The following is a 26,233-nucleotide window of genomic DNA, read 5'->3' as shown; positions in this document are numbered from 1 at the left end:
CCCCCGGCGGCGCTACACCGCACGGATGTGAGGGCCCCGCTCGTCGTAGTAGTCGTCGTACTCGTCATAGCCGTCGTAGCCGTCGTCGTACTCGGTGTAGTCGCTGTAGTCGAGGTCGGCGAACTCCGGATCGGCGTCGTCGCTCTCCAGCACCACCGCACCGGGGCGCAGCAGTCGGTCAGGAACGCCGAGCTCACGGTCGTCGGTATTGCGCACACCGAGGCGCGCACGACGCATCCGGGCGATGCGGCGACGACGCAGCTTCGCCTCCTCGACCACCTGACGGCGCAGGTAGTACAGGTACACACCCGACATAGCCACCGTGGCGACCACGGCCGCCCACACCGCGCCGCCGAGCACAACCGCGGCCACGACCGACACCACGCACAGTGCCGCCAGCCCGCACAGCACACGCTTACGGCGAGTCTGCCGAGCCTCCACCAGGCGCTGCGATGTCTCCGGGTCATAGAACCCACGGCCACGACGGGCCGCCGCGTAGTCGAGCTCTTCGGCCGTCAGCTCACCGTCACCGTAGGTGTCGTCGAGGAAGTCGGCGTCCCCGGCGTCCTCGGGTTCACCGGCGTCATCTGCCGGGTGCTCATCGGTGCCCACGGACACGTCGATGTCACCGCCGCGCAGGTACGCCGCGGGGATGGTGGAGAAGCGCTCGGCGGGCTGCTCGGCGGGCTCCTCATCGAGGGCCTCGACGGTTTCGACCGGCTCGATGGCCTCGGCCTCCGCCTCGACAACCTCGGCGACCTCAGCATCTTCGTCGAAGTCTGCGTCCTCGGAAAACTCGGAGTCCTCGGTATCTTCGGCGACCACCTCGACGCTGTAGGCGTCGTCGTCCTCGGCGATGGCGTCCGGCGCCTCGTCGTCCGGCGCGACCGGGGCGAACTCGCCGGTGTCCTCCTCATCGAGCGGACGGTAACCGACGACCTCGCCCTCGATGATCCCCGGCACGTCACGTCCGGTGTCGTCGATGATCACCCGCTCCGGCTCCGCCTCGACCAGCTCGATGTCCTCGTCGACATCGGCGTGGTACAGCGACTCCGCAGGCAGCGGACGCTTGCGCGGCCTGGAGATCTCCGAACCACCCTCATGCAGCACGCGGGTCTCCGACAACGCCGTGGACGTACGGCGCACCGGGGACTGGTTACGCAAAAACAGGGGCGCAAGCAGAAGAAGCCAGACGACCGCGATCAGGATCAGAGAGCTGAGGGAGCCGAACACTAGCGGCCTTTCCTTTCACCGACGACAGGGTCTACAAGAGGGTCTACAAGCGGGGACGAAATACTGCCCCGACGATACGTGCCACCGCCGCCACACGGACGCAGGCGCGCCGTGCTAGTTATTGGGCCAGTTACAGCCCACGCCGTTCCTCCGCCGTCAAGCCCACGAGCAGGTGGTCCTGCCACTGCCCGTTGATGTGCAGATTTCGTTGCAGCACCCCCTCCTGCCGGAACCCCACCTTCTCCAGAACGCGGCGCGAGGACACATTCGACTCCAGCACTGTGGCCTCCACCCGGTGCATGCCCACCTGCGTCATCGCATGCTCCACGCCGAGCCGCACCGCCGCCGTCGCCACCCCGGACCCGCTGAATCCTGAGTACACCCAGTAGCCGATCCAGCAACTACAGACCACACCGTGCTGCACATTTCCCAGCGTGAGCTGCCCGGCGAACTCCCCGTCGACCTCAATGGCGAAGGGCAGCAGGTGCCCCTCCGCAGCCAGCGCCGACAGGCCGGCATAGTTACGCCGCCACACCGCCCGGGTGTGGGACTCCCACCAGGGGCCAGGAACCGTGGGCTCGACCGGACGCAAGAGGTGCTCGTCGGCATTGCGGAACTCCGACCAGTGTCGCCCATCGCGCCTAGATAGCGGTCGCAGACGCACCTGCCCCAGCGCACTGGGCAGCGTGGGCGTCGTGGCGGGCCAGCCTGGGTGCCGGACGGACCGGCTGCTAAGGAACACGGGTGTCCTCACACCCTGTTCGTCAGGAACATCACGTCGACGACTTCGCCGGGCTCGACCCGCGTGCGGTCACCGGGCACCACAATCAGGCAGTTCGATTGGCCGTGGCTGCCGAGCAGGTGCGTGGGCTCGCCGCCAGCCGTAGCGCCCAATGGATCGACAAGGAACTCGCGGGTCTCGCGGTCGCGCATCAGCTGGGCGCGAATGAAACCACGGCGGTGCGGGGCGGACTCCAGCCCGGCGATGGTGCGCGCCTTGACCACCCGGCGCATCGACTGACGTTGACCACGCAGGATCTGCACCAGCGGACGCACCATTACCTCGAACGCCACCAGCGCGGCACTCGGGTTGGACGGCAGCAGGAAGGTCGGCACCCGGTCGGCACCGAGGATGCCGAAGCCCTGCACCGAACCCGGGTGCATCGCCACGCGGGAGACGTCCAACTCACCCATGCCCGAGAGGATCTCGCGCAACCGGTCACTGGACGCACCGCCCACTCCCCCGGAGATCACCAGGATCTCCGAACGGATCAGCTGGCCCTCGATGATGTCGCGCAGCCGACGGTCCTCGCCGCCGACGATGCCGAGCCGGTTCACGTCCGCCCCGGCCTCGCGTCCGGCCGAGGCCAGTGCATAGGAGTTCACGTCGTGCACCTGGCCCAGCCCCGGCTCACGGTCGATGTCGACCAACTCCGGGCCGAAGGACAGCACAGCCATCCGCGGGCGCGGGTAGACCAGCACCTTGGAGCGTCCGACGGCGGCCAGCAGGCCCACCTGGGCCGCGCCGATCACCGAACCCTGCTCCACAACCACATCGCCGGGCTGCACGTCCGAGCCCGCGCGGTGGATGAACTGGCCGGCAGCGACCGGGCGCAGGGCCTCGGTGCGACGACCGTCATCCTCCGCCCAGTCCAGCGGCACCACGGCATCGGCGAGCGTGGGGATCGGCGCGCCGGCCTGCACCCGCACCGCCTGGCGCGGCTGCAGGCGTACCGGGCGGTGCGAGCCCGCACCAACGTCGCCCACCACGGGCAGTCGGGCGGACGGCACGTCCGGATCCACGCTGCCAGCGTGGCGGACGTCCACGGAACGCACCGCGTAGCCGTCCACGGCGGCCTGGTCGAAGCCGGGGACGGAGACTTCCGCCTCGACCTGTTCGGCGCACCGCAGACCCAGTGCCTCTGAAATCGCGGTGCGCACCGGTTCCGGTGTTACTGCCGCGGCGCTGACCGTCGCCAGCTGCTCCTCAACAGTTCTCACGTGGGCCGTCCTCACGGTGTCTCGGTAGGGGAAGTCGGGGTGGACGTGCAGGTTCTACTCGTGCAGACTCTACCGCCTCAACACCCCACAACAGCAGAAGGTGGCGCCCATGTCGGGCACCACCGTCGAGAAGTCCTGCCAGGGTCACTTATCGAGTCGCTGCTCCAGCCACTTCTCCAGCGACGGACCGTAGGACGGGTCGTTCAGCGCGAAGTCCACGCAGGCGCGAATGAAACCGCCCGGGTTGCCCAGGTCGTGACGGCTACCGCGGTGCACGTAGACGTGGACCGGGTGGCCTTCCTCGATGAGCTTCGCGATCGCATCGGTCACCTGAATCTCCCCGCCCTTGCCCGGCTCGGTGCGGCGCAGCGCATCGAAGATCGAGCGGTCGAGCAGGTAACGGCCGGTAGCCACGATATTGGACGGAGCATCCGCCGCGTCCGGCTTCTCGACCATGCCGGTGACCCGGCGAACCTGGTCGCCGAGATCCCCGTCTGCCTCATCCGGTTCTGCGACCTCGAAGACGCCGTAGTTCGACACTTCTTCCTCCGGCACCTCGAAACCACACAGCACGGTGCCGCCGAGACGCTTGCGCACCTCGATCATCTCGTTCATCACACCGAACGGGAGCACAAGGTCATCCGGGAGCAGGACGGCGAAGGCGTCCTCATCATCGTCGAGGGCGCCCTCGGCACAGCCAATGGCGTGGCCGAGCCCCAGCGGGCGGTCCTGATTCACCGACACCGCGGTGATCATCTCGTTGACGGCACGGACCTTGTTGAGCTGGTCGGTCTTGCCGCGGGACTCGAGGGTGTCCTCCAGGAGCTCGTCGCGATCGAAGAAAGCCATGATCCCCTGCTTGCGGGGTGAGGTGACCACCGCAAGACGGGACGCGCCGGCCTCGGAGGCCTCCTTGGCGATGAGTTCAATTCCAGGTGTATCGACGACGGGGAGGAGTTCTTTGGGAACTGTCTTGGTGGCAGGCAGGAAACGGGTGCCCAGGCCTGCGGCAGGAACCACGACAGTTCTGATCCCACCGGTGGGAACGCCGTCTGCGACGACGTCTGGAGAGCCGGAGGGAGCGGTTGAGTTGGTAGTTGCCATGACACGAATCCTACAGGCGTTACCCCCACTTGGCCTGGCGAGAACACACCCAGACCCGAAAAACGGGCACACCGATGTCGCAGCAACCACCCCCGGAGGTATTACCATCAGGCCCTATGGGAGATGATGCCGCGACAGACACGACGGTGGCCGCCAAACGCTCACTGCGCGCCCGCGTCCGCGACGCCCGCGCCGCGGTCTCCGAGACCGAACGGCGACGCCGGGACGCCGCCATCGCGGCGAACCTGGTGGCGCTACTGCAGGACGCCGCCGGTGCGTCCTACCCCGCGGCGGTAGCCGCCTTCGCCGGGCTGCCGGGCGAACCCGGCGGGGCAACACTTCCGGACGTCCTGCGTGATGCCGGCCACGAGGTCTGGCTGCCGGTGGTCGCAGGCCCCGCCCGGCCCCTGACCTGGCTTCCCTACCTGGGTGGACACTCCACGCGCACCGGTGCGTTCGGGATCACAGAACCTGAGGAAACACCGGAGGTTCCGGCACCGATATCCACCGTGGAGTTGGCAACCAGGTTAGACACCCTGGTTCTCCCCGCCCTCGCGATCGACCGTGACGGCACCCGCCTGGGGCAGGGCGGCGGATTCTACGATCGCACGCTCGCCATCTTCTCCGGCGGTCCCAAACCTGGCAGAATTGCAGGTGTCGTGGACCACGCAGAGTTCGGGGTCGACGTCCCCCGCACCCCGCTGGACATCCAGGTCGGGTGCGTCGTGACCGACGCGGGCAGCTTCGCGATTTCCACGACCATCCGGGACCACCGGTAGACCGACCCTCATCATCCGGTTCAACCAGCACAAGGAGAGCACCATGCTCAAGGGTTTCAAAGACTTCATCACCCGCGGAAACGTGATGGAACTCGCCATCGCCGTGATCATCGGCGCGGCATTCACCGCCATTGTCACGGCCATCTCGGATTCCCTGATCCAGCCGTTGATCAACTGCTTCGGTGGCACAGAGGTCGACGGGCTGAAGTTCCAGCTGCGTTCGGGCATGGAGAGCACCCAGATCGACCTGGGCTCGATCATCACCGCGGTGATCAACTTCCTGATCATCGCCGGCGTGGTCTACTTCATCCTTGTCGCCCCGATGAACAAGCTCAACGAGCTCAACGCACGGCGCAAGGGCATCGACCCCGAGGAGACCGTGGCCTCCGAGGTCGACCTGCTCGTGGAGATCCGTGACCTGCTCGCGAACCAGAGCGGTATCACCTCGGCATCCAACGGCATCGCCGGCGAGATCCCCGACAACACTGGTGCCGCTGGTACCGCCGCCGCTGAGTCCACCGATACCGGTGGACGGCACTCGGCGCGCTAACCCCCGCTCACCAATGGGGTGGGCGCTGCCCCTCCCAGAAGTCCTCCCCGAATCCCCCGTCCTCGGACGGCGGACGCGGTGCGTCCGGCCGGACCTGAGCGATATCGAGGTCACGGTCCGGTGCGTGCTCCTGCCCCAACACGCCGGTCTTGCGGCGCGGTCTCATGCCCTGCTGAGGTCCGCGATGACGTGGCGCACGAGCGGACACAGCGTGGCCATCCCGTCGCGGATCGCGCCGCGCGAGGCGGCGAGGTTCACCACCACGGTGGAGCCGGACACCCCGGCCACACCGCGGGACAGCCCACCGTCAACGGCATTGCAGGCCAGAGCGGTCGAGCGCAGCGCCTGGGTGAGGCCCGGAATGCGCTTGTCCAGCACGGCCTTGGTGGCCTCGGGTGCCTTGTCCCGGGGGCTGACACCCGTGCCGCCGACGGTGATGACCAGGTCTGCACCGCCGACAACGGCGGTCTCCAGCGCCTGGCGCACGGCCGACTTTGCGGAGTCGACGGTGAGCACCGCGTCCACCATGTAGTCCTCCTCGGCGAGGAGTTCCGCGACGAGTTCACCGGACTGGTCGGCATCGTCCGGGTGATCGGTGACGATCACGACGAGGGCGTGCAGCAGGGAATGGCGCGGATTGTTCGACTCCCGGCCGTTCTCCTGGATGTCCAAAGAGCGGAAAACTTCGTCCCCCGGCTCGGTGATCTCCGCATCGAGACGCTCGATGGACTCCTGTTCCACACGGGCAAAGTCCTCGATCCCCGGCACGGTAATCACACCGGCCGAGTCCTCGGTCTCGTCGGTGTCGACATAGGGTTCTTGGGACATGGTGGTGAACTCCTCAGGTACTTCTCAGCCCATCGCGGTGTGTGTGGTCCCGTCAACGGTATCCGGCGAAGGGCCCGCTGTATAGGTCAGGGGGTGGAATGATCGCGAACCTCGGTGACGAAGCGACTAGTCGACTAGTCGTCCTCGGACGCCGACAGCGTCACACTGATCTCGCGCTCATTGCCACCATTGCCGTCGGTGACGGTCAGCGTGACCTCGTCACCGACATTGTGGGACCGGATGGCGGCGATGAGGCTGACGCCACTGTCCACGATCCGATCGTCCACCTTCGTCACGATGTCGCCATCGCGGACTCCCGCGTCCGCCGCGGGCCCGCCGGGGACAACGTTGACGATCTCTGCGCCATTGGCCGCCGTCTCGGTGCCGGTGTTGACCGTCGCGCCGATGACCGGGTGGGTGGCCGTACCGTTGTCGATGAGTTGCTGGGCGGTGTCCTCCGCCTGGCTGGACGGGATGGCGAAGCCCAGGCCGATCGACCCGGACTCCCCGCCCATCTCGCCGCCGAGGGTGGCGATCACCGAGGGGATGCCGACCAGCTCGCCCTGGAGGTTGACCAGAGCACCACCGGAGTTGCCCGGGTTGATGGCAGCGTCGGTTTGAATGGCGTCGATCAGCGACGCCTCGCCGCCGTCCTCACCACCGGCCTGCACGGGACGGTTCATCGCCGAGACGATACCGGTGGTCACCGTCGAGGACAGGCCCAGCGGTGAGCCTACGGCGACCACGGTCTCGCCGACCTGGAGGGAATCAGAGTCGCCGATCGCGATGGGTTGCAGGTCATCGGCACCAGTGGCCTTGACAACGGCGAGGTCGGTCTGGGGATCGGTGGCAACGACATCGGCCTGCAACTGCCGACCGTCATTAGTGGTGACCGTCATTTCACCGTTCTCGGAACCGGAGACCACGTGATTGTTGGTGAGGATGAGTCCATCGGAGCTGATGATCGAACCGGAGCCTTCGGCACCGCCCTGCTGAGTGGTGACCTGAATCGACACGACGCTAGGGAGCACATTCGAGGCGACATCCTCCACTGTGCCCGGATCGGGGTCGGAGACCGAAGTATTCTCCCTGTCGCCACTTCCTGAACTGTTCAGGGAGGTGGTGACGCCCGAGCCATTGTCGCCATTCTGGACGATGCCGGCCGTGACGGCCGCGGAAGCGACACCGACGGCGAGCACCAAGGCCGCCACCACGGGGGTGGAGAACCGGCGCGGAGAATCCTTCGTCGCCGCCGCGGCACCGCTCGGAGGAAGTTCGGGCCCAGCCACCGGGTAGCCCGGCATCCCTTCGTTACTGGGGTACTGGCTAGACAGTGCCTCCCAGTGGCGCTGCTGTGCGCCGGGATCAGAGAAGCCGCCCGACTGACCGTCAGGCGAACCCTGCCGGTAGTCCGGTGAGGTCCTCCCCCAGGCATCACTGCCTGCCTCGTGCGATCCGCCTGCGCTGCCAAAGCCGCCTGCGCCGTTGTAGTCGCTGCCGTTCCGATCGTCCCCGGACATCTGACTCTCCTTCGCCGGCGTGTCCCGTCGGCTGACTCAACCTATGTTCTGACCTAATTGATTATGGCTGACGCAGATTGACGTCCCGTCCACGCCGCCTGACAGAGTGATCGGAACGTGTGCGCGCCGCACACGGCAAGCGTGGGGCGCGCACTCAGCGTTCTGCCAGCGACGGAGTCTACGGCGCGTCGTCGCGCAGTACGTAGCCCACCCCGCGCACGGTGTGGATGACCCGGGACTCCCCGCCTTCCTCCGTCTTACGACGCAGATAGCCGATGTACACCTCCAGGGCATTGCCTGAGGTCGGGAAGTCGTAGCCCCAGACCTCCTCGAGGATCTTCGTCCGGCTGAGCACCTTGCGCTGATTGCGCATCAACAGCTGCAGCAGGGCGAACTCGGTACGGGTGAGGCTGATCTTCCGGTCACCACGGCTGACCTCGCGGGTCTCCGGGTTCAGTGAAAGGTCCTCAAAGGCGAGGGGCTTAACCTCGACGCTTTTCGCGACGGCGGTACGCACCGAGCGGCGATGCAGGGAACGCACCCGGGCGAGCACTTCCTCGAGGGCGTAGGGCTTCGACATGAAGTCGTCCGCCCCGGCATCGAGGCCCGTCACACGGTCGGAGACATCGGTACTTTCGGAGAGCATGAGTATAAGGACGTCGTTTCCAGCACTTCGGAGATCGCGGCACACTGTGAGACCGTCGACCCCCTCGAGCTCGACGTCGAGGATCACCAGGTCTGGTGATTCTTGACGAATCTGATGGAGGGCATCATCGCCGTCTCCCGCCGAGGCTACGTCGTAGCCGTTGAACGTGAGAGAGCGACGTAGAGAGTCCCTTACCGTCTGATCGTCGTCGACAACAAGAATCTTCATCCCGCCATTCTGCACCAGGACCACGCGTAAACGACACCGCTATGCCGAAACCACAGTCAACTGCCAGGGAACCGTCAACGGACTCGAAGTAGCATACTCAGTGAGCAGGGCGAACGCCGGGTTGGCGGCAGGCCGGCCAACAGCCCACCGCGGCCCGTCGAGAGCACAGGACGCAAGAACACCCCCGCCGACAAAAGTCGGCAGGGGCGTCCAGGCGGTACGCGAACGGGTCGCGAACTAGTCGAGATCGACCAGACCCAGCTTCGCGGCCTTCATCAGGCGACGAGGGATCTGGACCTCACGGCCGTCGATCTTCTCGGTCTGGAGGGCGACGTTGTCGGCCTTCCAGTTGGAGCGACGGTGGTGGGTGTTGGCGCGGGAAAGACGGCGCTTCGGAACTGCCATTTCTTAGCCCTCCTCGTTCTTCTTGGTACGGCGAACACGGTTGCCGTAGCGACGCTGGAACTTCTCGACGCGACCGGCGGTGTCCATGACACGCTGTGCACCCGTCCAGAAGGGGTGGGACTCGCTGGTGACGTCAACGACGATCAGCGGGTACTCGTTGCCGTCTTCCCACTCCACGGAGCGGTCAGAGGTGGCGGTGGAACGCGTCAGGAACTGGTGACCAGTGCTGGCGTCCTTGAAGACCACCGGGTGGTAGTCGGGGTGGATATCGTTCTTCATTCTCAATCCCTCAGGGTTGTGCGCCAGGTCGGTCCCTCGCCCCGGACGCCGGGTTCGGCGGCCGGCACGGCAGGTCGTGCCTGGGTCGGGTTTGGAGTGTGGGCGCGTCCGTGCAGACATAACGACATGCAGGGCGCAACACGATCTGCCATCTTATCCCCTGCACACCAATCTAGGAAAATCGCCTTCCGGGCACCACCTCACCCTCACGACGATTATGCCGGTACGCCGGTATGCGGTAGTGTCGTCAAACGCTGTTGTCTTAGTAAACGTCATCGCACGCGCGATCGGCCCCAGACAGTGCCCCGGCCCCACATCCCGTCTAGATGTGGGTTTTCGCAGTGGTGTCCCCCACTGTTGGCGCGGCACGAGGGACCGCTTACGCGGGCGGAAGGAGAAAGATACCCATGTCGGCACATTGCCAGGTCACGGGTCGGAAGCCGAGTTTCGGCAAAACCGTCTCGCACTCGCACCGCCGCACGAACCGTCGCTGGAACCCGAATATCCAGCGCCGTTCGTTCTACCTGCCCTCCGAGGGTCGTTCCATCACGCTGAACGTCTCCACCAAGGGCCTGAAGACCATCGACAAGAACGGCATTGAAGCCGTCGTCGCCAAGATCCGCGCACGTGGGGAGAAGATCTGATGGCACGTAATGATATCCGCCCCATCATCAAGCTGAAGTCCACCGCGGGCACCGGTTACACCTACGTGACCCGCAAGAACAAGCGGAACAACCCGGACCGGATCACGCTCAAGAAGTTTGATCCGATCGTCCGGAAGCACGTCGAGTTCCGCGAGGAGCGTTAATCTATGGCTAAGAAGTCCAAGATCGCGAAGAACGAGCAGCGTAAGGAAATCGTCGCTCGTTTCGCTGAGCGCCGTGCCGAGCTCAAGGCGATCATCAAGAACCCGAACTCCACCGACGACCAGCGTGCCGAGGCTCAGTTCGAGCTGAACCGTCAGCCGCGCGACGCCGCCCCCGTGCGAATCCGTAACCGCGACGCTGCCGACGGCCGTCCCCGTGGTTACCTCCGCAAGTTCGGTCTGTCCCGTGTCCGCGTCCGCGAGATGGCTCACCGCGGTGAGCTGCCCGGCGTTCGCAAGTCCAGCTGGTAAAAGGGAGCACACGCATGAAGCGCACCAACCACAAGAAGGCGCGGCTCGAGCAGTCCCGCCGCCCGAAGAAGAACCCGCTCAAGGCCGAGGGCATCGAGACCGTCGACTACAAGGACTACGCCCTGCTGCGTAAGTTCATCTCCGACCGCGGCAAGATCCGTGGCCGTCGCGTCACCGGTCTGACCCCCCGCCAGCAGCGCGAGGTCGCCACCGCGATCAAGAACGCCCGTGAAATGGCTCTCCTGCCGTTCCACAGCCGCTGATCCTGCCTCGGACTCCGACGTAGCAGCAGCGCGCGTTTAACTAAGACCTTCTGAACCCCGTCCCGGCCCTGTGCCGCAGGCGGGGTTCAGTCGTACCCGTCCACGGGGTGTTACCCTGAGACGTCCATACACGCACCGTGAAAGGTCCCATGACGAACCCCTACGACCCGAACAACTCCCCCGAAGGACGCAACGAGCACACCGGCGGAATGCCGTCCTACGGGGACTACACCGGCCAGGGAGCCAATTCCCAGTACCCGATCCAGGACTTCGGCTACGGACAGCAGGCTTACGACCCGAATAGCCTCGTCCCCAATAACGCTTACCCGGGGGCGGGTCGTCGGCTGGGTGCTTTCGTGCTTGACATACTGCTTTTCTTCATCGTGGCCGTTATTCTGGCGGCGATATTCATCGCCCCGGGCTTCATGTCGTGGATGGACGACTACTCGGCCTGGCTGGATGCCGGGGAGATCGGGCCCGAGCCGGTACTCGACCTGGGCAACTTCTACCTGTACTCGCTGATCTCCGTGGTCCTGTGGTTCGCCTACCGTGTCGGCATGGAGACCACCACGGGCCGCACCCTCGGCAAGATGGCCGTGGGAGTCAAGGTTGTCGACGCCGACGGCCGCCTCCTGTCTGCGAAGGACTCCTTCATCCGCAACAGCTGGTACGTCGCGAGCATCGTCCTGGGGTGGGTCCCCTTCATCGGTAATTTCGCATCCATCGCGATCTACGCCGCGCTCGGTGTGCTCATCGCCCGCGATCCGCACCGTCAGCACATCTGTGACAAGTGGGCGAAGTCCTACGTGGTCTACAACCGCTGACACCAGCCGTCCGGACAGCAGCAGGCCGGTCACCTCCCCCGCATCATCGGGGGCGGTGACCGGCCTGATCTAATAGTGCACATGCTTAACGTTCTGAGCGGGTTCATGGTGGTGGTGATCATCATCGCGCTGGGCTACCTGGTGGGCCGTCGCAGACTGCTCGGGCCGAATGCGGTGTACGCGCTGAACATGTTCGTGTTCTACCTCGCCACCCCTGCCCTGCTGATCAACTTCCTGCGTGAGGCCGACCTCGCCACCGTCTTCGGCGAGAACCTCGCCGTCGTTGTAGTCAGTACGCTTCTCGCCGGCCTCGTCGGCTTCCTGGGCTACCGCTTCCTGGCCCGTCGGCCCACCTCCGACAGCCTGATCACGATGCTCGCCTGCTCCTACTGCAATGGCTCCAACCTTGGCGTGCCGATCACCACCCACGTCCTCGACGACCCGACCGCCTCGCTGCCGGTGATCATCTTCCAGGTCGCCCTGTATGGCCCGGCCACCGTTCTCCTGCTCGACGTCACCACCCGCAAGGCCCGTCGGGACGCCGCCGGTGCCAGCAGCAGCATCGGTCCCCTGGTTCGCGAGCTCGTCCTCGGCGTGGTCCGCAACCCCCTGATCGTCGCCGCCACCGTGGGTATCGTCCTGTCCCTGCTGTATACGAACACCGGCTGGACGCTGCCGGAGATGCTCGCCGAACCCGTCGCCCTGCTCGCCGCGGGCACGGTGCCGGCCGCTCTCGTCGCCTTCGGGCTGTCGATGGCGGAGGTTTCCGTCCTCGACCGGGAGACCAGTCCACGGCGCAGCGTGTGGCTGGCCGCGCTGACCAAGACGGTCGTGCATCCCCTGATCGCCTATGCCGCGGCCCGTCTGCTCTTCGACGCCTCAGGTGCCGCCCTGCTGGTGTTCGTGGTGGTCGCGGCACTGCCGACGGCGCAGAACGTCTTCACCTATTCGCAGCGCTTCGGGGTGAATACCGTGCTGGCCCGCGATACCGCGGTGGTCAGCACGCTGCTGTCGATCCCCTCCATCGCGGTGATCACCCTACTGCTGGGGTGAGTGTCCCCTAGCGCCAGAGCAGCAGCGCGTCGCCCTGACCGCCGCCACCGCACAGCGACACCGCGGCGCGTCCTCCGCCACGACGGTTGAGCTCGTAGGCGGCGGTCACCACCAGGCGCGCGCCCGAGGCACCGATCGGGTGGCCCAGCGAGATGCCGCCGCCGTGGATATTCGTCTTCTCCAGCGGGTAGTCCAGATCCTTGATCGACTGCACCACCACCGAGGCGAAGGCCTCATTGACCTCCAGGAAGTCCAGGTCGGACGTCGACCAGCCCTGCTTGCCGAGTGCGGCGGAGACAGCCTGCGCCGGCTGGGAGTGCAGGTACGTATCCGGGCCTGCGGTCTCGCCGACGGCACCCAAGGTGGCCAGAACGTCCAACCCGTTCTGCTCGGCGTAGGCACGCGTGGTCAGCACCACGGCCGACGCGCCGTCGGAGATCTGCGACGCCGAGGCGGCGGTGATCGTCCCGTCCTTCGCGAAGGCCGGACGCAACGCGGCCAGCCCCTCCTGCGTGGTGCCCGGGCGCACGCCCTCGTCGGTGTCGACGACGACGGTCTCGCGACGCTTGCGGACCTCCACCGGCACGATCTCCTCGGCGAAGGTGCCATCGGCGATGGCGGCCTCGGCGCGCTGATTCGACAGGGCGGCGACCTCGTCCTGCGCCTCGCGGGTAATGCCACGGTCGGTATTGCCGGCCTCGGTCTCCACGCCCATCGCGGTGCCGTGCACCGGGTCGGCCAGACCGTCGCGCTCCAGGGAGTCCTGCAGCGCCAGCGACCCGAACTTCGCTCCGGCGCGCACACCGGCGGCCAGGTGCGGGGCGTTGGTCATCGACTCCTGGCCTCCGGCGACCACAACCTGGGCGTCACCGACCTTGAGCATGCGCGCACCGTTGATCACCGAGTCCAGGCCCGACAGGCACACCTTGTTCACGGTGACCGCCGGAGTGGACATCGGCAGGCCCGCAGTGACGGCGGACTGCTTCGCCGGGTTCTGGCCGGCGGCGGCCTGGACGACCTGGCCCATGTAGACGTAGTCGACGGTTTCCGCCGCCACACCCGCCCTCTCCAGGGCACCGGTGATGGCTGCCGCGCCGAGCTCGACGGCGGACTTGGAGGCCAGTGCACCGAGCATCTTGCCCTGGGCGGTGCGGGCGGCTCCGACGATAACGACGTCCTCGGGGGACGCGGTGGGGTTGGTCATGGTGTCATGTTCCTTTCACGAAAAGCGTTGCGTGCATCCCATTATGGTCCCCCACGGGTGGGCGGGGTGTGGTTCGGGCCATATTGGGCGCGTGCGAGTTAGGGTCGGTGGCATGTCTGCATCCACCGCCACCGTCGTCGGTTCCGGCCCCAATGGTCTGGCCGGCGCGGTCGTCCTGGCCCGGGCCGGGTTGGACGTCACCGTGCTCGAGGCCGAACCCACCGTGGGCGGCGGGGTGCGCAGCGCCGAACTGATGCACACCGGAGTGGTCCACGACTTATGCTCGGCGGCCCACCCCCTGGCCCAGGCCAGCCCGTTCCTGCGTGACCCCTCGGTCGGGCCTGCCCTGGAACACCACGGGTTGCGCTTCGCCTCCGCCCCGGTGGACATGGTCCACGTCCTGTCCGCCGGACGCTCCGCCACGCTGCACACCTCACCGCAGGCCACCGGCGACGGGCTGCCGGGGCAGGACGGACGGCTCTGGCAGGCGTCCTTCGGTCCGCTCGCGTCGCGGGCGGACATCGTCGCCGAGGAGTTCCTCGGACCGCTGCTGCACCTACCCCGCCACCCGCTGCTGCTGGCCGCCTTCGGGGCCGGCGCGGCGCTGCCGGCGTCCTGGTCCTGGCGGCGATGGCGTTCGGACGAGGCGCGCGCCCTGTTCGCCGGCGTTGCCGCTCACGCGTTCACCCCGCTGCATTACCTGGCGTCCTCCGCGGCCGGCACGCTGCTCACCGTCGCCGGGCACCGGCACGGCTGGCCCGTCGCCGTGGGTGGCTCGCAGGCCATCGCCAACGCCCTGGTCGCCGAACTCGAGGAACTCGGCGGAACTGTGGTCACCGACACCCGTGTGACCGACCTGGCGCAGGCGCAGGACGCCGACATCGTCCTGCTCGACACCTCGGTCGAGACCGCCGCGGGCATCCTCGGCGAGCGACTGCCCGCCCGTACCGCGCGGGCATGGTCGCGGTTTCGCCGCGGCCCTGCCGTCGCCAAGATCGACTATATCCTCGACGGCGACGTGCCGTGGCTGTCGCCGGACGCCCACCGCGCCGGCACCGTCCACCTTGGCGGCACGGCTGAAGAGATCGCTACCGCCGAGAAGGACTGCTGGGCCGGACGACTCCCCGCAAAACCGTTCACCCTCGTCGGCCAGCAGTACCTCGCCGACCCCTCGCGCAGCAGTGTCGCCGGTGGGCGCCGGCTGAACCCGCTATGGGCCTACGCCCACGTGCCCGCCGGGTGGGACGGCAGCGCGCAGGAGACCTTCGATCTGGTCACCGCCCAGATCGAGCGGGCCGCCCCGGGTTTTCGCGACACGATCGTGGACTGGGTCGCCTCTCCCCCGACGGCGGTACAGGAGCACAACGCCAATAACCTCGGCGGGGACATCTCCGGCGGGGCCAATGACCTCGTGCAGTTGATCGCCCGTCCCCGGCTGAGTCCGGACCCCTACTCCACCGGGGTGGAGGGGGTCTATCTGTGCTCCTCATCCACCGCTCCCGGCGGCGGGGTGCACTTCATGTGTGGCGTCAATGCCGCGCGGCGGGCGCTCTCCGTCCTGTGACGGTGCCCCTCCTGCTCAACCAAAGGCCGACGCCCAACGCGACACCCCAGAGCAGGAAAAGTGGATCCCACAACCAGGCGTGCCCAATCATGCCGACACGGTCGTATCCTCCATCGGGAACCACGACACCACCCAGCACGAGGTTCCCGGTCACGGTGTTCACACCGCCCCAGAAGATCAGCAGCACAGCACCAGCCCAACTGATGTACCTCAGGCCCCGGTGCCACCGGGGCACCGGATCCGCACTCCCCTTCACCAGAACCAGAGGAAGAAGGGCGGCGAGGACCTTCACCACCCCCACTGGGACGAGCAGCACCGCATAGCGTTGCCATAACTCCACAAGGTCATGGCCGAGCGTGTTGACCAGCCACGTCCCCCCGAAGCCCCAGTAGATGCTGAAGAGTCCGTGAACGGTGCCCACGACAGCAGCGATGACAAAAGCCCCCTGAGCACCATCCGCCGAAGATTTCTCCAGGGTCATAGCCCCGAAACTACAGCGGTCTCGGCGGTTTTCCTAGGTCCGGAGTCCGTACGTCAGCACGGCGTTGCCCACGGATGTTGCCGAGGCGTTCACGAGTCGCAGGCGCGTTGTGGGCACCTCGTCCTCGAAGAGTCGGCGACCCGACCCTGCGATGACCGGGTGGGTGGTAAGCGTGAGTTCGTCGATAACGCCGGCGAGGAACAACGTGCGCACCGTGGTGATCCCGCCGAGCACGACGATGCCGCCCCCGTCGGACTTCTGCAGGTTGCGGACGTAGTCGACGGGGTTCCCGGTGATCAGCGTGCTATTCCACGGCAACCCCTGCGGATACTCGGCACCTAGTGTGGCGGACACGACGTGCTTGCGCACCGGGTTCACCCAGGCACCGAAGCCGTCTGAATCCTCCCCTGAAGCCTCGGCGGGCCAATACTCCGACCACTGCCGCCATAGCGCCGCCCCGATCACCGCGTCGGTGACCGGGGCGAGCAGGCCGTCCATGGCCGCCCCCTCCTCCGGGCCGAAGGCGTCGAACTGCCAGAGGTGGGGGTCCTCGACGACACCGTCGAGGGAATGGAAGAGGTGGGCGGTGGTCCTGCGACTCATGGCGGGGTCCTCTCGAGGATGGACCCCTCATCGTAGCCGCGCAGCGCCAGTACCGCCCGGCTCTCACTCAGTGAGCGAAGTGGCGCTCCCCGGTGAGGTACATCGTCACACCGGCGGCGACCGCGGCGTCGATGACCTCCTGGTCACGCACCGAACCACCGGGCTGGACCACGGCGCGCACCCCGGCCTCGGCCAGGGTCTCGAAACCGTCGGCGAAGGGGAAGAACGCGTCGGACGCGGCGACGGAACCCTCGGAACGACGCTCGTCGTCCGCCAGCGTATTCGCCCGGTCCACGGCAATCTTCGCCGAGTCCACGCGGTTGACCTGGCCCATGCCCACACCCACGGTCGCACCGTCCTTGGCCAGCAGGATCGCATTGGACTTCACCGCACGCACCGCGCGCCAGGCGAACTCCAGCTCGGCGAGGGTAGCGGCGTCGGCGGCATCGCCGGCGGCCAGCGTCCAGTTCGCCGTGTCGTCGCCGGGGGCGTCGACGAGGTCGCGCTCCTGCACCAGCACACCACCGGAGATCTCCCGGTGCTCCACGGCACCCTCGCGCTCCGGCGGGGTGGTCTGCAGGATGCGGATGTTCTTCTTGCGGCTCAGCACCTCCACGGCACCGTCCTCGTAGCCGGGGGCCACGATGACCTCGGTGAAGATGCCGGCGACCTGCTCCGCCATCTCGACGGAGACCGGACGGTTCACTGCGATGACTCCGCCGTAGGCCGAAACCGGGTCGCAGGCGTGCGCGGAGCGGTGCGCGGTGGCCACGTCGTCGGCCACGGCGATGCCACAGGGGTTGGCGTGCTTGATGATCGCCACACAGGGACGCTCGTGATCCCAGGCGGAACGCCAGGCGGCGTCGGCGTCGGTGTAGTTGTTGTAGCTCATGGCCTTGCCGTGGAACTGCTCGGCGTTGGCGAGCCCGCCCTCCTGGCCCGGGGCGGTGTACACCGCGGCGGCCTGGTGCGGGTTCTCGCCGTAACGCAGCGAGTGCACACGCTCGTTGACCTGGCCGATCCACTCCGGGAAGCGGGCGTCATGCTCGTCCTGTTCTGCTTGTGCCGTCATCCAGGACGCCACGGCGACGTCGTAGGACGCGGTGTGGCGGAAGGCCTCGGTCGCCAGGCGGGTCCGGGCCGGGCGGGTGAACCCGCCGGCCTCCACGGCCGTCAGCACGTCACCGTAGGCGGCCGGATCAACGACCACGGCCACGGACGGGTGGTTCTTCGCCGCGGCACGCACCATCGACGGCCCACCGATATCGATCTGCTCCACGCACGCATCGAAGTCCGCGCCCGAGGCCACCGTGTCGGTGAACGGGTACAGGTTCACCACCACCAGGTCGAAGGGCTCCACACCCAGATCCTTGAGCTGCGCCAAGTGATCGTCCTTGCGGGTGTCGGCGAGGATGCCGGCGTGCACGCGCGGGTGCAGCGTCTTGACCCTGCCCTCGAGACACTCCGGGAACCCGGTGAGCTCCTCGACCCGGACGACCGGCACACCGGCGTCCGCGATCTTCGACGCGGTGGAGCCGGTGGACACGATCTCCACTCCCGCCCGGTGCAGACCCGTGGCAAGGTCCTCCAGCCCCGTCTTGTCGTAGACGCTGATCAGCGCGCGGCGGATGGGTCGTGTGGTTTCAGCCGTGGTTTCAGTCGTGGTTTCAGTCATTGATCCAGACCTTTCGTCCTTCGATGGTGTAACCGCTTCGCGCGGTCTGGTGGAGCACGTCGACGATCAGCGCCCGTTCGACGGTCTTGATCCGCTCGTGGAGCAACTCCACTGAATCATCCCGGAGTACCGGCACCGCCCGCTGGGCGATGATCGGACCGGTGTCCACCCCGTCGTCGACGACGTGGACGGTCGATCCGGTGAGTGTGACACCGTAAGCCAGGGCGTCCTCCACGGCATGAGCACCGGGGAAGGACGGCAGCAGCGCCGGATGCGTGTTGATGATCCGCCCCCGGAACCGGTCGACCACCGGCGCACCGAGGATCCGCATGAACCCTGCGCTGACAACGACGTCCGGCGCATAGGCGGCGATCTCCGCCGCCAGGCGTTCATTCCACCCCGCACGGTCATAACCGCTGACCCGCTCCGGGTTGTAGTCCACGCGGAAAGAACTGACCCCGGCCTGCGCGGCCCGTTCCTCGGCGGCACACGGCCGGTCGACCCCCACAGCCACGACCTCGACGCCTGCGCCGAGATCATCGAGCATCGACTGCAACAACGTCCCAGTCCCGGAAGCCAGGACCACGACGCGCAGGACGTCCCCCGCGCGTTGCACCGTGCGGGGGACCACTGCTGGGGAAGCTGACTCACTCACGATCGGCCAGCTTACTGTGTCCTGCCGTCTTCCTCGACCTCGGTGTCCCCGGAGTCCTCTGTAGAGGTCTCAGTAGAGGTCTCATCCGGGGACTCTTCAGCGTCTTCTTCGGGCTCTTCTTTGGGCTCCGACTCGGCGGCAGCGACGTCCTCGGAGTCTTCGTCCTGCTCAGGCTCGAACTCGGCCTCAGCATCTTCTTCAGCCTCAGCGTCTTCGGCGTCCTCCGCGTCTTCGTCAGCCTCGTCAGCGTCCTCCGCGTCCTCTGCATCTTCGGCGTCCTCGTCCGCCTCGTAGGCGTCCTCCGCGTCCTCAACGTCAGCCTCGTCGGCCGTCTCCGTGACCCGCGCGCCCTTTCGTGACACCCAGCCCAACACCAGGAGTGCCGGGACCAGGAGCCAGCAGGCGAAGACCAGCGGCGTCAACCAGAGCAATGGCCCGGCCGAACCGTAGACACCCAACGTGCCACCGGCCGCCAAACTCACCAGCAGACCCAGGATGCCGGCACAGACACCAGCACCCACCGCCGTGAACACCGGGGACTCCACGAAGGTGCGGACCGTGAAGAAGCGGTAGACGATCACCAGCGCGATCACCGCGGGAACGACCAGCAACGCCTCCCCGAGGGGCAGGTCGGAGTGTGGGACGGCGGCCAGGACGGGCAACGGCGGCAGGTTCGCGTTCGTCACCGCGAACAACGACGCCGAGGCGTCCCCTACGTGCATCTCGCTGCCGGTGAGCACCGCTGCCCCGCCGACCACCAGGTTGGGGAGGTAGAGGATGGAGAGCACCGTCAGGCCGATCTTGCCCCAGGCGTCCGGCGCGATCGAGTACGCGTCCGAGACCATCGACAGGTTGAACACGAGCTGGACCAGCGTGGCGATGAGCCCGGCGATCAGGAGCCACCGCACGAAACTCCCCGCCAGACGCACCGACTCCACCGGCCACGTCGGCAGACCACGACGCAGCAGCAGCGCCCGCCAGATCTTCGGCCCCAGCCCCAGGACGAAGATGAAGCCGTTGAGCAGGCCCGTCGACAGCAAGGCGATGAAGATATTCGGCGGCGAGATGTCGAAGACGTGGGAGGCGTCCCACAACACCAACCACGCCAGGCAGGTCAGCAGCATCGGGACGACCACCGCCATGGTGGCGAAGACCCGAATATTGCGCACCGTGATCTGCGTCCCGCAGGTCGCCCGGATCCGTCGGGAGTGCACGTACACAATCAGCGCCGCGGGCAGCAATGGCACGATGCCAAGCTGCGCGCCGGTGAAGCCCACTGGGGCCAGGTTGGCGACCATCCAGAAGGAGCCCACCATCGCCGGCACGGCGGTGAAGGTCTCCCCCACCCCGATCACCACGGCGAGGGCGATGGCGACGGCAAGGGTCACCGCATGGCTCACCAGCACCGTCGGGGCGAAGCGGCGGATGTGCGGGCCCCACAGGGCCCACCACCGCGCCAAGCGGCCGCCGGAGGTGCCCTCCGCGCCGGACGGCGCCGGGCGTGCGGCGTCCTCCCCCGGGGGTTCGGTGGCAGGACGCTGCGAGGCGCCGGTCGAGCGCGACGCGACGCGTCCGTTCTCGCCCGCGACGAAGCGCTCCGCCCCCGTCCCCGTGCTGCTCGCGCCACGGGCCGTACCGCGGCGTCGAGCGTCCGGACCACGTCGTGTGCCACGACGGGGCCCTTGTCGTCTCGACGTCGGTCGCTGGGATTCACTACTCACCCGTCCCATTGTGCACAAGGTGGCCGCCCTCCCCTGGGAAGGCACGCCCACCTGCGAGCGTTACATCACCCCTACCCCCGTCACACCCGTCACACGGTGGCCGTGACCTGCCTGTTATCAAATCACACCCCGATCAACCCCCCTCTTGCCACCAACCCACCGATATAGATTCGTGACCTTTTTGGCGAAGTGGCTTGCCCGATACCGTGCATGCCGATAGAGTTGCGACTCGTTGATAACGATCCGGTCACGATTTGGGACCGATCAGATGACGGCAAGGCTATGAAGCCGTAAAGCCCTGAGGCTGCACGACTGCAAGACTACGGAGAGGTACACAGACTGATGACTGACGCACGGCGAGGCGGAGCCCACCGCAAGCTGGACACCGCTGCTAAGCGCCGCATGGCGTTCGTTGCAATCGCCGCCACCGGCGTCGCCGCAGCAGGAGCCACCGGAGCAGGCGCCGCCACCGTGCACCAGTCCGCTGATCAGGATGGTCAGAGCAACAGCGACATCTCGCTGGCCGCCAACACTGAACTCCTCGCCCAGGGTGCCGGCTCAAGCTCCGCCGGAGCCGACGTCGAGACCGCCGCAGCCCAGATCCTGGCACTGCCGCAGAACACTCAGATCGAGAACCTCTCCGCCCAGCTCTCCAGCGCCCTGGAGTTCGACGCCGAGCGCGCCGCCGAGGATCTCCTCTCCCGCGCACCCGAGGTCGTCAAGCCCGCCGAGGGCAGCTACACCTCCCCCTTCGCTATGCGCTGGGGCACCATGCACAAGGGCATCGACATCGCCAACGGCATCGGCACCCCGATCGTCGCCGCCATGGCCGGCACCGTGATCGACGCCGGCCCGGCCTCCGGCTTCGGCAACTGGGTCCGTGTGAAGCACGAGGACGGCACCATCACCGTCTACGGCCACATGTCCACCATCGACGTCACCGTCGGCCAGCAGGTCCAGGCCGGCCAGAAGATCGCCGGCATCGGCAGCGAGGGCTTCTCCACCGGCCCGCACGTGCACTTCGAGGTCTACCCCACCGAGGGCAACGCCGTGGACCCCGTGCCGTGGCTGCGTGAGCGCGGCGTCGAGGTCTAGTACCCCGCACGCTCCCCAGGGACACTAAAAACCCGCTGCAGGACCACCCTCTCCGGTCCGGCAGCGGGTTTTCCCGTGCGCTTGTCCGTGCGCTGTCCCCCTTATGTCACCTGAGTCATGCCCCAGGGCCGAAAACGGGCATTTCCTGCCCTGGGGCATGACTCAGATGACAGCGGCGTAGCGCCTACTCCCTTACAGCTTCTCCATCGGCACACCGCCGATGAGCATGAGGCGCACCGTGCCGTCGGTGCCGAAGTCGATCGTCACCGTGGCCTTCACGCCCTTGCCGTCGACACTCTTCACCGTGCCAAGACCGTACTTGTCGTGGTTGACCCGGTCACCGACCTCCAGTTCCAACGGCTTGCCCGCAGGACGCAGCAGCCCGCCGCCCCGTGACGAGGACGAGGACCCCGACGACCCCGAAGAACGCGAGGCCGGCTTCTGGAACGACTTCTGGGAACCACCCCGGGAGCCGGACCACCCGCCACCGCCGAAGCTCGTGCCGTCGGCGTAACCGCCGGAAGAACCCCACCCGTCCGACCAGGCGGGTGCAGGCTCCTCACGAATCCAGTCGACGAGTTCGCCTGGGATCTCGGCGAGGAACCGCGACGGCGGATTGTTCTGCGGGGTGCCCCAGCTCGATCGGGTCATTGCGCGCGTCAGGTACAGGCGTTGCCGGGCACGGGTGATGCCGACATAAGCCAAGCGTCGCTCCTCCGACAGTTCCGTCGGATCGCCGAGGGCGCGCATGTGCGGGAACTGGCCATCCTCCCAGCCGACGAGGAAGACCACCGGGAACTCCAGGCCCTTGGCAGTGTGCAGGGTCATCAGCGTGACCATGTCCTGATCCTCGGCGGGGATCTGGTCGGCGTCGGCGACCAGGCTGACCCGCTCCAGGAAGGCCTGCAGGCTCCCCGGCTCCGGCTCGCCCTCAGCGAGAACGGCGTCCTCGGCGCTCTCGGCACTCTCGGCCTCCTTACCTGTCGTGGCTGAAGAAGCCTCCGACGGCATCGCCTCGTAGGCGGCGAGGTTGGCCGCCTCCTGGGAGAACTCGTGGCCCACGGACACCAGCTCGTTGATGTTGTCCAGGCGGGTGCCGTCCTGCGGATCATTGGAGGACTCCAGCTCCGAGGCATAATTGGTGAAGTCCAGCACCGCGCGCACGACCGCGCCGACGTCCGGGATACCCAACGACTCCCCGTCGGAGGTACGCATCACGGCCGACTCCGTCTCGGCGCGCAGACCGTCCATCATCTCCAGGAAGCCGGCGATGGCATTGCGGCCACGCGCGCTGAGGCCCGGCACCTCGCCACGTCCGGCGGCGGCGAGCCCACCGGCGAAACTCAGCCCCATGTTTTCTGCATGTACTCGGACCTGGGACAGCGCCCGGTCACCGATGCCCCGGCGCGGGGTGTTGATGATGCGGCGCAGGCCCATGGTGTCGTCCGGGTTGTCGAGCACCTTGAGGTAGGCGACGATGTCGCGGATCTCCTTGCGCTCGTAGAAGCGGGTACCGCCGACAACCTTGTACGGCAGCCCCGAACGCACCAGCACATCCTCCACCACACGCGAGGAATTGTTCGTCCGGTACATCACGGCGATGTCGCCGTAGGTGGCGTCGCCCCGGTCGACGAGCTCGTCGACGGTCTGGGCGATGAACCGGGCCTCGTCGTGCTCATTGTCGGCGACGTACCCGCCGATCAGCGCGCCGTCGCCGGAGTCCGTCCACAAGTTCTTGTCGCGACGGCCCTGGTTCTTGGCGATCACGGAGTTCGCCGCCGACAGGATGTTCTGCGTGGAGCGGTAATTCTGCTCCAACAGGATCGTGCGCGCGTGCGGGTAGTCGCGCTCGAACTCCTCGATATTGCGCACCGTCGCCCCACGGAAGGCGTAGATCGACTGGTCCGCGTCACCGACCACGCACAGTTCGGCGGGCTCGGCGCCGTCCCCGTCCGTGCCGTCCCCACCAACGAGGGTGGACACAAGCACGTACTGCGCGTGGTTGGTGTCCTGGTACTCGTCGACGAGGATGTGGCGGAAGCGCCGCCGGTAATGGTCGGCAATACCGCGGTTGTTGCGCAACAGCCCCACGACCTCACCGATGAGATCGTCGAAGTCCACGGCATTGGCTTGGCGCAAACGTACCTGGTATTCGCGGTACACCTGGGCGATGGTCTCGCGGTGCCGGTTGCCGTCCTCCTGCGCCTCGGTGAGTGCGTCTTCCGGGTCCTGCAGTTCGTTCTTCCAGTTCGAGATCACGCTGAGCACCGCACGCGGGGCGAACTCCTTGGCGTCCAGACTGCGATCGCGCAGGATCATGGTGACCAGACGCTTCATGTCATCGGAGTCGTAGATCGTGAAGTTCGAGTTCAACCCCTCGACCAGCTGGGCGTTAGCGCGCAGGATACGTACGCACACCGAGTGGAAGGTCGACACCCACATGCGCTCGGCCGCCGGGCCGACGAGCCCGCCGATGCGCTCGCGCATCTCCGCGGCAGCCTTGTTGGTGAAGGTGATCGCCAGGACCTGCCACGGTGCCACACCACCGGCCAGCAGCCAGGCGATACGGCGGGTGAGCACACTGGTCTTGCCGGAACCTGCTCCGGCGACGATGAGCAGCGGCGAGCCGCTGTGCATGACTGCCTCCTGCTGCGCGGGGTTGAGTCCGTCGAGCAGTTGGTCGCGGGTCTGGGCACTCATGACCCGGCCGGGTACCGCCCCATTGCCGGACGGGGCGCCGGACGGTTCGCCAGCTGCTTCACGCGGTACGGCGGCAACCTGCGGCAGAGGTGCGAGGTGGGAGGCGTTCTCCGACATCTCGGCGAGCAACGCCGCGGCGTCCTCCGGCGGGCCGTCCTCCTCGTCGGGCGGCGGCTCCCACAGGCCGTCCTGACCGTCCCACGGCCCGGGCGGCGGCTCCGTGGGCAGCGGGATCTGGTCGAAGGGGTCGGACTGGCCCGGATTCACTGTCGTGTTCTCCTGTCGGTTGGGGTCACGTTCACCCTACAACCCCGCACGGACGTAGAATCGCCACCATGACAAACGACATGGAGTTCTCCAGCGGGACCGATGATCCGTTGTCCGATGCCCAGATTCAGGACTACCGCAAGGAGATCAACGAACTGGACCGGACGATCATCGAGGCGGCCAAGCGCCGCTCGGAGATCTCGAAGATCATCGGCCGCACCCGCACCGCCTCCGGCGGAACCAAGCTCGTCTACTCCCGCGAGACGGCGATCCTCAACCAGTTCCGCGCCGAGCTCGGGCCCGAGGGCATCGCCATCGCGAACTCCCTGCTGCAGCTCGGTCGCGGCCGGCTCGGTGCCTGACCGGGTCTGACTGGGCCTGATTAGCCCAGTCGCAGCCCGGCGCCGACCCCGCCTGCGGCGTCCATCTCGGCGGCGACGGCGTCCCAGCTGCTCGCCACGACCGGGGAGTGCATGGGGCCCTGCAGCGGGGTGGTGCAGGACGGCAGTCCGGCGAACCCGCCGCTGAGCAGGCCGACCAGCCGGCCGCCGGCGTACACCGGCGCGCCGGAGTCTCCGTGGGAGGCGCAGACGTGCATCACGAACCCGGAGTCCGAGGTAGCGAACTGCGGCCCGCAGGACGTACCGGTGGCGATACCCGTCTTGCAGACCTGCGCGCCCGCCGCCGGCTGGCCGCCGCCGAGGGCACTGATCGAAGCGGCGTTGTAACTGCTCGTCACCTGCGCATTGTCGTTGAGCAGGATGACGCCATTGTCCATCGCCCCATTTCGTTGGAAGGTGCCGATGACGGTGCCCTCCGGGTCATCGGCGGAGCTGACCTCGTCGCCGGGTGACCCGCAGTGCCCGGCGGTGACGGCGACGGCATTGCCCGCGGCATCATGGCCGGCGACGGTGGCCGTGCACAACGACGGGCCGACGATCAGCGGGGTGGACGGCCCGACGAGGACGGACGGGCGGGCGTCCTCCGCGGCGGCGGGCACACCCGGAGAGGTGAAGTACTGACCCTGCACCCGGTGCGGGGCCGGCTCACCGGTGGCAGTGAGGACGTCGTCGACAACCTCCCCTACCGAGGGGACCGAAGGCAGCGCAGGTAGCACCGGCGCGGCAGAGGCGGCCGGGGCCATGAGGCCGCCGATGAGGACGGTGGCCGCAGTGGTCGCCGCGGCGACCGCCAACCGGCGGAGGATCGTGGGAGCCATATCGGTCACTTCTTCCCAGATGAGCGGCGCGTCCATAGTCGCCCATGGCCGGACACGTGAGGATGGTTTCTCCCGCCACCCTATCCTCCCCAGCCCGCACCCGGCCCGCCAACACAGCACGTTCCGTCCCCTCTCCCCCCCGCAACCACCCCAGTGTGCCTGTTTGTGCCCGGATAGAGACGCAAACGGTATTCACATGACCATATAACCACCTATTCC

The 26,233-nt window shown here is 67.2% G+C and carries 29 protein-coding genes; 11 read left to right on the top strand and 18 right to left on the bottom strand.

The genetic code is table 11. From position 1 onward, the window contains the following. Positions 1-12: 12 nt before the first annotated feature. The 4 genes from sepX to ACT3SZ_RS09110 form a co-directional block, all read right to left on the bottom strand. Positions 13-1,233 (bottom strand): divisome protein SepX/GlpR, encoded by a 1,221-nt coding sequence (sepX, locus tag ACT3SZ_RS09125; protein WP_444618224.1) that lies wholly within the window; start codon positions 1,231-1,233, stop codon positions 13-15. A 130-nt stretch (positions 1,234-1,363) separates the two neighbouring features. Beyond that, complete coding sequence (locus ACT3SZ_RS09120) at positions 1,364-1,975, bottom strand: GNAT family N-acetyltransferase (RefSeq protein ID WP_444618223.1); 612 nt, start codon at positions 1,973-1,975, stop codon at positions 1,364-1,366. 8 nt (positions 1,976-1,983) lie between these two features. Continuing rightward, positions 1,984-3,234, bottom strand: a complete 1,251-nt coding sequence (glp, locus tag ACT3SZ_RS09115; RefSeq protein WP_444618222.1) for a molybdotransferase-like divisome protein Glp — start codon at positions 3,232-3,234, stop codon at positions 1,984-1,986. Between the two features lie 144 nt (positions 3,235-3,378). Then, positions 3,379-4,338, bottom strand: a complete 960-nt coding sequence (locus tag ACT3SZ_RS09110) for a UTP--glucose-1-phosphate uridylyltransferase (protein WP_444618221.1) — start codon at positions 4,336-4,338, stop codon at positions 3,379-3,381. Positions 4,339-4,454: 116 nt separating this feature from the next. Here ACT3SZ_RS09110 and ACT3SZ_RS09105 point away from each other — a divergent pair, with 116 nt between their 5' ends. Both ACT3SZ_RS09105 and mscL read left to right on the top strand, forming a co-directional pair. Beyond that, a complete protein-coding gene (locus ACT3SZ_RS09105; protein WP_444618220.1) occupies positions 4,455-5,117 on the top strand; it encodes a 5-formyltetrahydrofolate cyclo-ligase in 663 nt (220 codons plus the stop codon). Positions 5,118-5,160: 43 nt separating this feature from the next. Next, positions 5,161-5,667 (top strand): large conductance mechanosensitive channel protein MscL, encoded by a 507-nt coding sequence (mscL, locus tag ACT3SZ_RS09100; protein WP_444618219.1) that lies wholly within the window; start codon positions 5,161-5,163, stop codon positions 5,665-5,667. A gap of 7 nt (positions 5,668-5,674) precedes the next feature. Here the strand turns inward: mscL and ACT3SZ_RS09095 are convergent, their stop codons facing one another. The 6 genes from ACT3SZ_RS09095 to ACT3SZ_RS09070 form a co-directional block, all read right to left on the bottom strand. Further along, positions 5,675-5,833 (bottom strand): hypothetical protein, encoded by a 159-nt coding sequence (locus ACT3SZ_RS09095; protein ID WP_444618218.1) that lies wholly within the window; start codon positions 5,831-5,833, stop codon positions 5,675-5,677. Further along, entirely contained in the window at positions 5,830-6,495 is a 666-nt protein-coding gene (locus ACT3SZ_RS09090; protein ID WP_444618217.1) for a MogA/MoaB family molybdenum cofactor biosynthesis protein, read from the bottom strand. Before ACT3SZ_RS09090 ends, ACT3SZ_RS09095 begins: the two co-directional genes overlap by 4 nt. A 134-nt stretch (positions 6,496-6,629) precedes the next feature. Continuing rightward, a complete protein-coding gene (locus tag ACT3SZ_RS09085; protein WP_444618216.1) occupies positions 6,630-8,015 on the bottom strand; it encodes a trypsin-like peptidase domain-containing protein in 1,386 nt (461 codons plus the stop codon). A gap of 178 nt (positions 8,016-8,193) precedes the next feature. Continuing rightward, entirely contained in the window at positions 8,194-8,889 is a 696-nt protein-coding gene (locus ACT3SZ_RS09080) for a response regulator transcription factor (RefSeq protein ID WP_444618215.1), read from the bottom strand. Between the two features lie 237 nt (positions 8,890-9,126). Then, positions 9,127-9,294, bottom strand: coding sequence for a 50S ribosomal protein L32 (gene rpmF, locus ACT3SZ_RS09075; protein ID WP_444618214.1), 168 nt, complete (start codon positions 9,292-9,294; stop codon positions 9,127-9,129). A gap of 3 nt (positions 9,295-9,297) precedes the next feature. After that, positions 9,298-9,573, bottom strand: a complete 276-nt coding sequence (locus tag ACT3SZ_RS09070; RefSeq protein WP_038546832.1) for a type B 50S ribosomal protein L31 — start codon at positions 9,571-9,573, stop codon at positions 9,298-9,300. A 407-nt stretch (positions 9,574-9,980) separates the two neighbouring features. Between ACT3SZ_RS09070 and rpmB the strand changes: the two genes are divergently transcribed. The 6 genes from rpmB (at position 9,981) to ACT3SZ_RS09040 (ending at position 12,830) form a co-directional block, all read left to right on the top strand. Continuing rightward, entirely contained in the window at positions 9,981-10,217 is a 237-nt protein-coding gene (gene rpmB / locus ACT3SZ_RS09065; protein ID WP_301441961.1) for a 50S ribosomal protein L28, read from the top strand. Beyond that, entirely contained in the window at positions 10,217-10,381 is a 165-nt protein-coding gene (gene rpmG, locus ACT3SZ_RS09060) for a 50S ribosomal protein L33 (RefSeq protein WP_010187624.1), read from the top strand. Before rpmB ends, rpmG begins: the two co-directional genes overlap by 1 nt. 3 nt (positions 10,382-10,384) lie before the next feature. Beyond that, on the top strand, positions 10,385-10,690 hold the full coding sequence (gene rpsN, locus ACT3SZ_RS09055; protein ID WP_038546823.1) for a 30S ribosomal protein S14: 306 nt from the start codon (positions 10,385-10,387) through the stop codon (positions 10,688-10,690). Between the two features lie 14 nt (positions 10,691-10,704). Then, positions 10,705-10,953 carry a 30S ribosomal protein S18 gene (gene rpsR / locus ACT3SZ_RS09050; protein ID WP_038546820.1) on the top strand — a complete coding sequence of 83 codons (249 nt, stop codon included), beginning with the start codon at positions 10,705-10,707 and terminating at the stop codon, positions 10,951-10,953. 149 nt (positions 10,954-11,102) lie between these two features. Next, the gene (locus ACT3SZ_RS09045; protein WP_444618213.1) at positions 11,103-11,777 is read left to right on the top strand and encodes an RDD family protein; all 675 of its coding nucleotides are present in this window, start codon (positions 11,103-11,105) and stop codon (positions 11,775-11,777) included. 81 nt (positions 11,778-11,858) lie between these two features. Further along, entirely contained in the window at positions 11,859-12,830 is a 972-nt protein-coding gene (locus ACT3SZ_RS09040) for an AEC family transporter (RefSeq protein ID WP_444618212.1), read from the top strand. A gap of 7 nt (positions 12,831-12,837) precedes the next feature. Here the strand turns inward: ACT3SZ_RS09040 and ACT3SZ_RS09035 are convergent, their stop codons facing one another. Next, positions 12,838-14,034 (bottom strand): acetyl-CoA C-acetyltransferase, encoded by a 1,197-nt coding sequence (locus ACT3SZ_RS09035; RefSeq protein ID WP_444618211.1) that lies wholly within the window; start codon positions 14,032-14,034, stop codon positions 12,838-12,840. A 112-nt stretch (positions 14,035-14,146) separates the two neighbouring features. Here ACT3SZ_RS09035 and ACT3SZ_RS09030 point away from each other — a divergent pair, with 112 nt between their 5' ends. Next, complete coding sequence (locus ACT3SZ_RS09030; protein WP_444618210.1) at positions 14,147-15,598, top strand: phytoene desaturase family protein; 1,452 nt, start codon at positions 14,147-14,149, stop codon at positions 15,596-15,598. On the opposite strand, the gene ACT3SZ_RS09025 is transcribed toward ACT3SZ_RS09030, so the two are convergent. The 5 genes from ACT3SZ_RS09025 to ACT3SZ_RS09005 form a co-directional block, all read right to left on the bottom strand. After that, positions 15,564-16,079, bottom strand: a complete 516-nt coding sequence (locus tag ACT3SZ_RS09025; RefSeq protein WP_444618209.1) for a DUF3995 domain-containing protein — start codon at positions 16,077-16,079, stop codon at positions 15,564-15,566. The genes ACT3SZ_RS09030 and ACT3SZ_RS09025 overlap by 35 nt on opposite strands. 33 nt (positions 16,080-16,112) lie before the next feature. Next, the gene (locus ACT3SZ_RS09020; protein WP_444618208.1) at positions 16,113-16,682 is read right to left on the bottom strand and encodes a dihydrofolate reductase family protein; all 570 of its coding nucleotides are present in this window, start codon (positions 16,680-16,682) and stop codon (positions 16,113-16,115) included. Positions 16,683-16,749: 67 nt separating this feature from the next. After that, entirely contained in the window at positions 16,750-18,357 is a 1,608-nt protein-coding gene (purH, locus tag ACT3SZ_RS09015) for a bifunctional phosphoribosylaminoimidazolecarboxamide formyltransferase/IMP cyclohydrolase (protein ID WP_444618207.1), read from the bottom strand. Then, positions 18,350-19,012, bottom strand: a complete 663-nt coding sequence (gene purN / locus ACT3SZ_RS09010; RefSeq protein WP_444618206.1) for a phosphoribosylglycinamide formyltransferase — start codon at positions 19,010-19,012, stop codon at positions 18,350-18,352. The genes purH and purN overlap by 8 nt, the downstream gene beginning before the upstream one ends. A gap of 11 nt (positions 19,013-19,023) precedes the next feature. Next, positions 19,024-20,742 carry a cell division protein PerM gene (locus ACT3SZ_RS09005; protein WP_444618205.1) on the bottom strand — a complete coding sequence of 573 codons (1,719 nt, stop codon included), beginning with the start codon at positions 20,740-20,742 and terminating at the stop codon, positions 19,024-19,026. A gap of 333 nt (positions 20,743-21,075) precedes the next feature. On the opposite strand from ACT3SZ_RS09005, the gene ACT3SZ_RS09000 reads away from it, so the two are divergent. Further along, positions 21,076-21,828 carry a M23 family metallopeptidase gene (locus ACT3SZ_RS09000; protein ID WP_444618204.1) on the top strand — a complete coding sequence of 251 codons (753 nt, stop codon included), beginning with the start codon at positions 21,076-21,078 and terminating at the stop codon, positions 21,826-21,828. Between the two features lie 192 nt (positions 21,829-22,020). Here the strand turns inward: ACT3SZ_RS09000 and ACT3SZ_RS08995 are convergent, their stop codons facing one another. Further along, positions 22,021-24,528, bottom strand: a complete 2,508-nt coding sequence (locus ACT3SZ_RS08995) for a UvrD-helicase domain-containing protein (RefSeq protein ID WP_444618350.1) — start codon at positions 24,526-24,528, stop codon at positions 22,021-22,023. A gap of 335 nt (positions 24,529-24,863) precedes the next feature. Between ACT3SZ_RS08995 and ACT3SZ_RS08990 the strand changes: the two genes are divergently transcribed. Next, positions 24,864-25,157 (top strand): chorismate mutase, encoded by a 294-nt coding sequence (locus ACT3SZ_RS08990; protein WP_444618203.1) that lies wholly within the window; start codon positions 24,864-24,866, stop codon positions 25,155-25,157. 20 nt (positions 25,158-25,177) lie between these two features. Here ACT3SZ_RS08990 and ACT3SZ_RS08985 read toward each other — a convergent pair whose 3' ends face one another. Then, complete coding sequence (locus tag ACT3SZ_RS08985; RefSeq protein WP_444618202.1) at positions 25,178-26,014, bottom strand: S1 family peptidase; 837 nt, start codon at positions 26,012-26,014, stop codon at positions 25,178-25,180. Between the last annotated feature and the right edge of the window lie 219 nt (positions 26,015-26,233).

It is taken from the genome of Corynebacterium sp. AOP40-9SA-29, from assembly GCF_052377405.1.
Taxonomy (GTDB): Bacteria; Actinomycetota; Actinomycetes; order Mycobacteriales; family Mycobacteriaceae; genus Corynebacterium.
Note: the sequence above shows the minus strand (reverse complement) of the source record. Positions and strands in the feature narration are given on the sequence as shown.

Coding starts and splice junctions, on each gene's coding strand:
- mscL (WP_444618219.1), top strand. CDS start 5,161: ATGCTCAAGGGTTTCAAAGACTTCATCACCCGCGGAAACGTGATGGAA.
- ACT3SZ_RS08990 (WP_444618203.1), top strand. CDS start 24,864: ATGACAAACGACATGGAGTTCTCCAGCGGGACCGATGATCCGTTGTCC.
- ACT3SZ_RS09030 (WP_444618210.1), top strand. CDS start 14,147: ATGTCTGCATCCACCGCCACCGTCGTCGGTTCCGGCCCCAATGGTCTG.
- ACT3SZ_RS09085 (WP_444618216.1), bottom strand. CDS start 8,015: ATGTCCGGGGACGATCGGAACGGCAGCGACTACAACGGCGCAGGCGGC.
- ACT3SZ_RS09040 (WP_444618212.1), top strand. CDS start 11,859: ATGCTTAACGTTCTGAGCGGGTTCATGGTGGTGGTGATCATCATCGCG.
- rpsR (WP_038546820.1), top strand. CDS start 10,705: ATGAAGCGCACCAACCACAAGAAGGCGCGGCTCGAGCAGTCCCGCCGC.
- ACT3SZ_RS09045 (WP_444618213.1), top strand. CDS start 11,103: ATGACGAACCCCTACGACCCGAACAACTCCCCCGAAGGACGCAACGAG.
- ACT3SZ_RS09020 (WP_444618208.1), bottom strand. CDS start 16,682: ATGAGTCGCAGGACCACCGCCCACCTCTTCCATTCCCTCGACGGTGTC.
- ACT3SZ_RS09035 (WP_444618211.1), bottom strand. CDS start 14,034: ATGACCAACCCCACCGCGTCCCCCGAGGACGTCGTTATCGTCGGAGCC.
- rpmB (WP_301441961.1), top strand. CDS start 9,981: ATGTCGGCACATTGCCAGGTCACGGGTCGGAAGCCGAGTTTCGGCAAA.
- ACT3SZ_RS09005 (WP_444618205.1), bottom strand. CDS start 20,742: ATGGGACGGGTGAGTAGTGAATCCCAGCGACCGACGTCGAGACGACAA.
- ACT3SZ_RS09105 (WP_444618220.1), top strand. CDS start 4,455: ATGGGAGATGATGCCGCGACAGACACGACGGTGGCCGCCAAACGCTCA.
- ACT3SZ_RS08995 (WP_444618350.1), bottom strand. CDS start 24,528: ATGAGTGCCCAGACCCGCGACCAACTGCTCGACGGACTCAACCCCGCG.
- ACT3SZ_RS09080 (WP_444618215.1), bottom strand. CDS start 8,889: ATGAAGATTCTTGTTGTCGACGACGATCAGACGGTAAGGGACTCTCTA.
- rpmG (WP_010187624.1), top strand. CDS start 10,217: ATGGCACGTAATGATATCCGCCCCATCATCAAGCTGAAGTCCACCGCG.
- ACT3SZ_RS08985 (WP_444618202.1), bottom strand. CDS start 26,014: ATGGCTCCCACGATCCTCCGCCGGTTGGCGGTCGCCGCGGCGACCACT.
- purH (WP_444618207.1), bottom strand. CDS start 18,357: ATGACTGAAACCACGACTGAAACCACGGCTGAAACCACACGACCCATC.
- ACT3SZ_RS09000 (WP_444618204.1), top strand. CDS start 21,076: ATGACTGACGCACGGCGAGGCGGAGCCCACCGCAAGCTGGACACCGCT.
- rpsN (WP_038546823.1), top strand. CDS start 10,385: ATGGCTAAGAAGTCCAAGATCGCGAAGAACGAGCAGCGTAAGGAAATC.
- ACT3SZ_RS09110 (WP_444618221.1), bottom strand. CDS start 4,338: ATGGCAACTACCAACTCAACCGCTCCCTCCGGCTCTCCAGACGTCGTC.
- ACT3SZ_RS09025 (WP_444618209.1), bottom strand. CDS start 16,079: ATGACCCTGGAGAAATCTTCGGCGGATGGTGCTCAGGGGGCTTTTGTC.
- rpmF (WP_444618214.1), bottom strand. CDS start 9,294: ATGGCAGTTCCGAAGCGCCGTCTTTCCCGCGCCAACACCCACCACCGT.
- ACT3SZ_RS09095 (WP_444618218.1), bottom strand. CDS start 5,833: ATGAGACCGCGCCGCAAGACCGGCGTGTTGGGGCAGGAGCACGCACCG.
- ACT3SZ_RS09090 (WP_444618217.1), bottom strand. CDS start 6,495: ATGTCCCAAGAACCCTATGTCGACACCGACGAGACCGAGGACTCGGCC.
- ACT3SZ_RS09070 (WP_038546832.1), bottom strand. CDS start 9,573: ATGAAGAACGATATCCACCCCGACTACCACCCGGTGGTCTTCAAGGAC.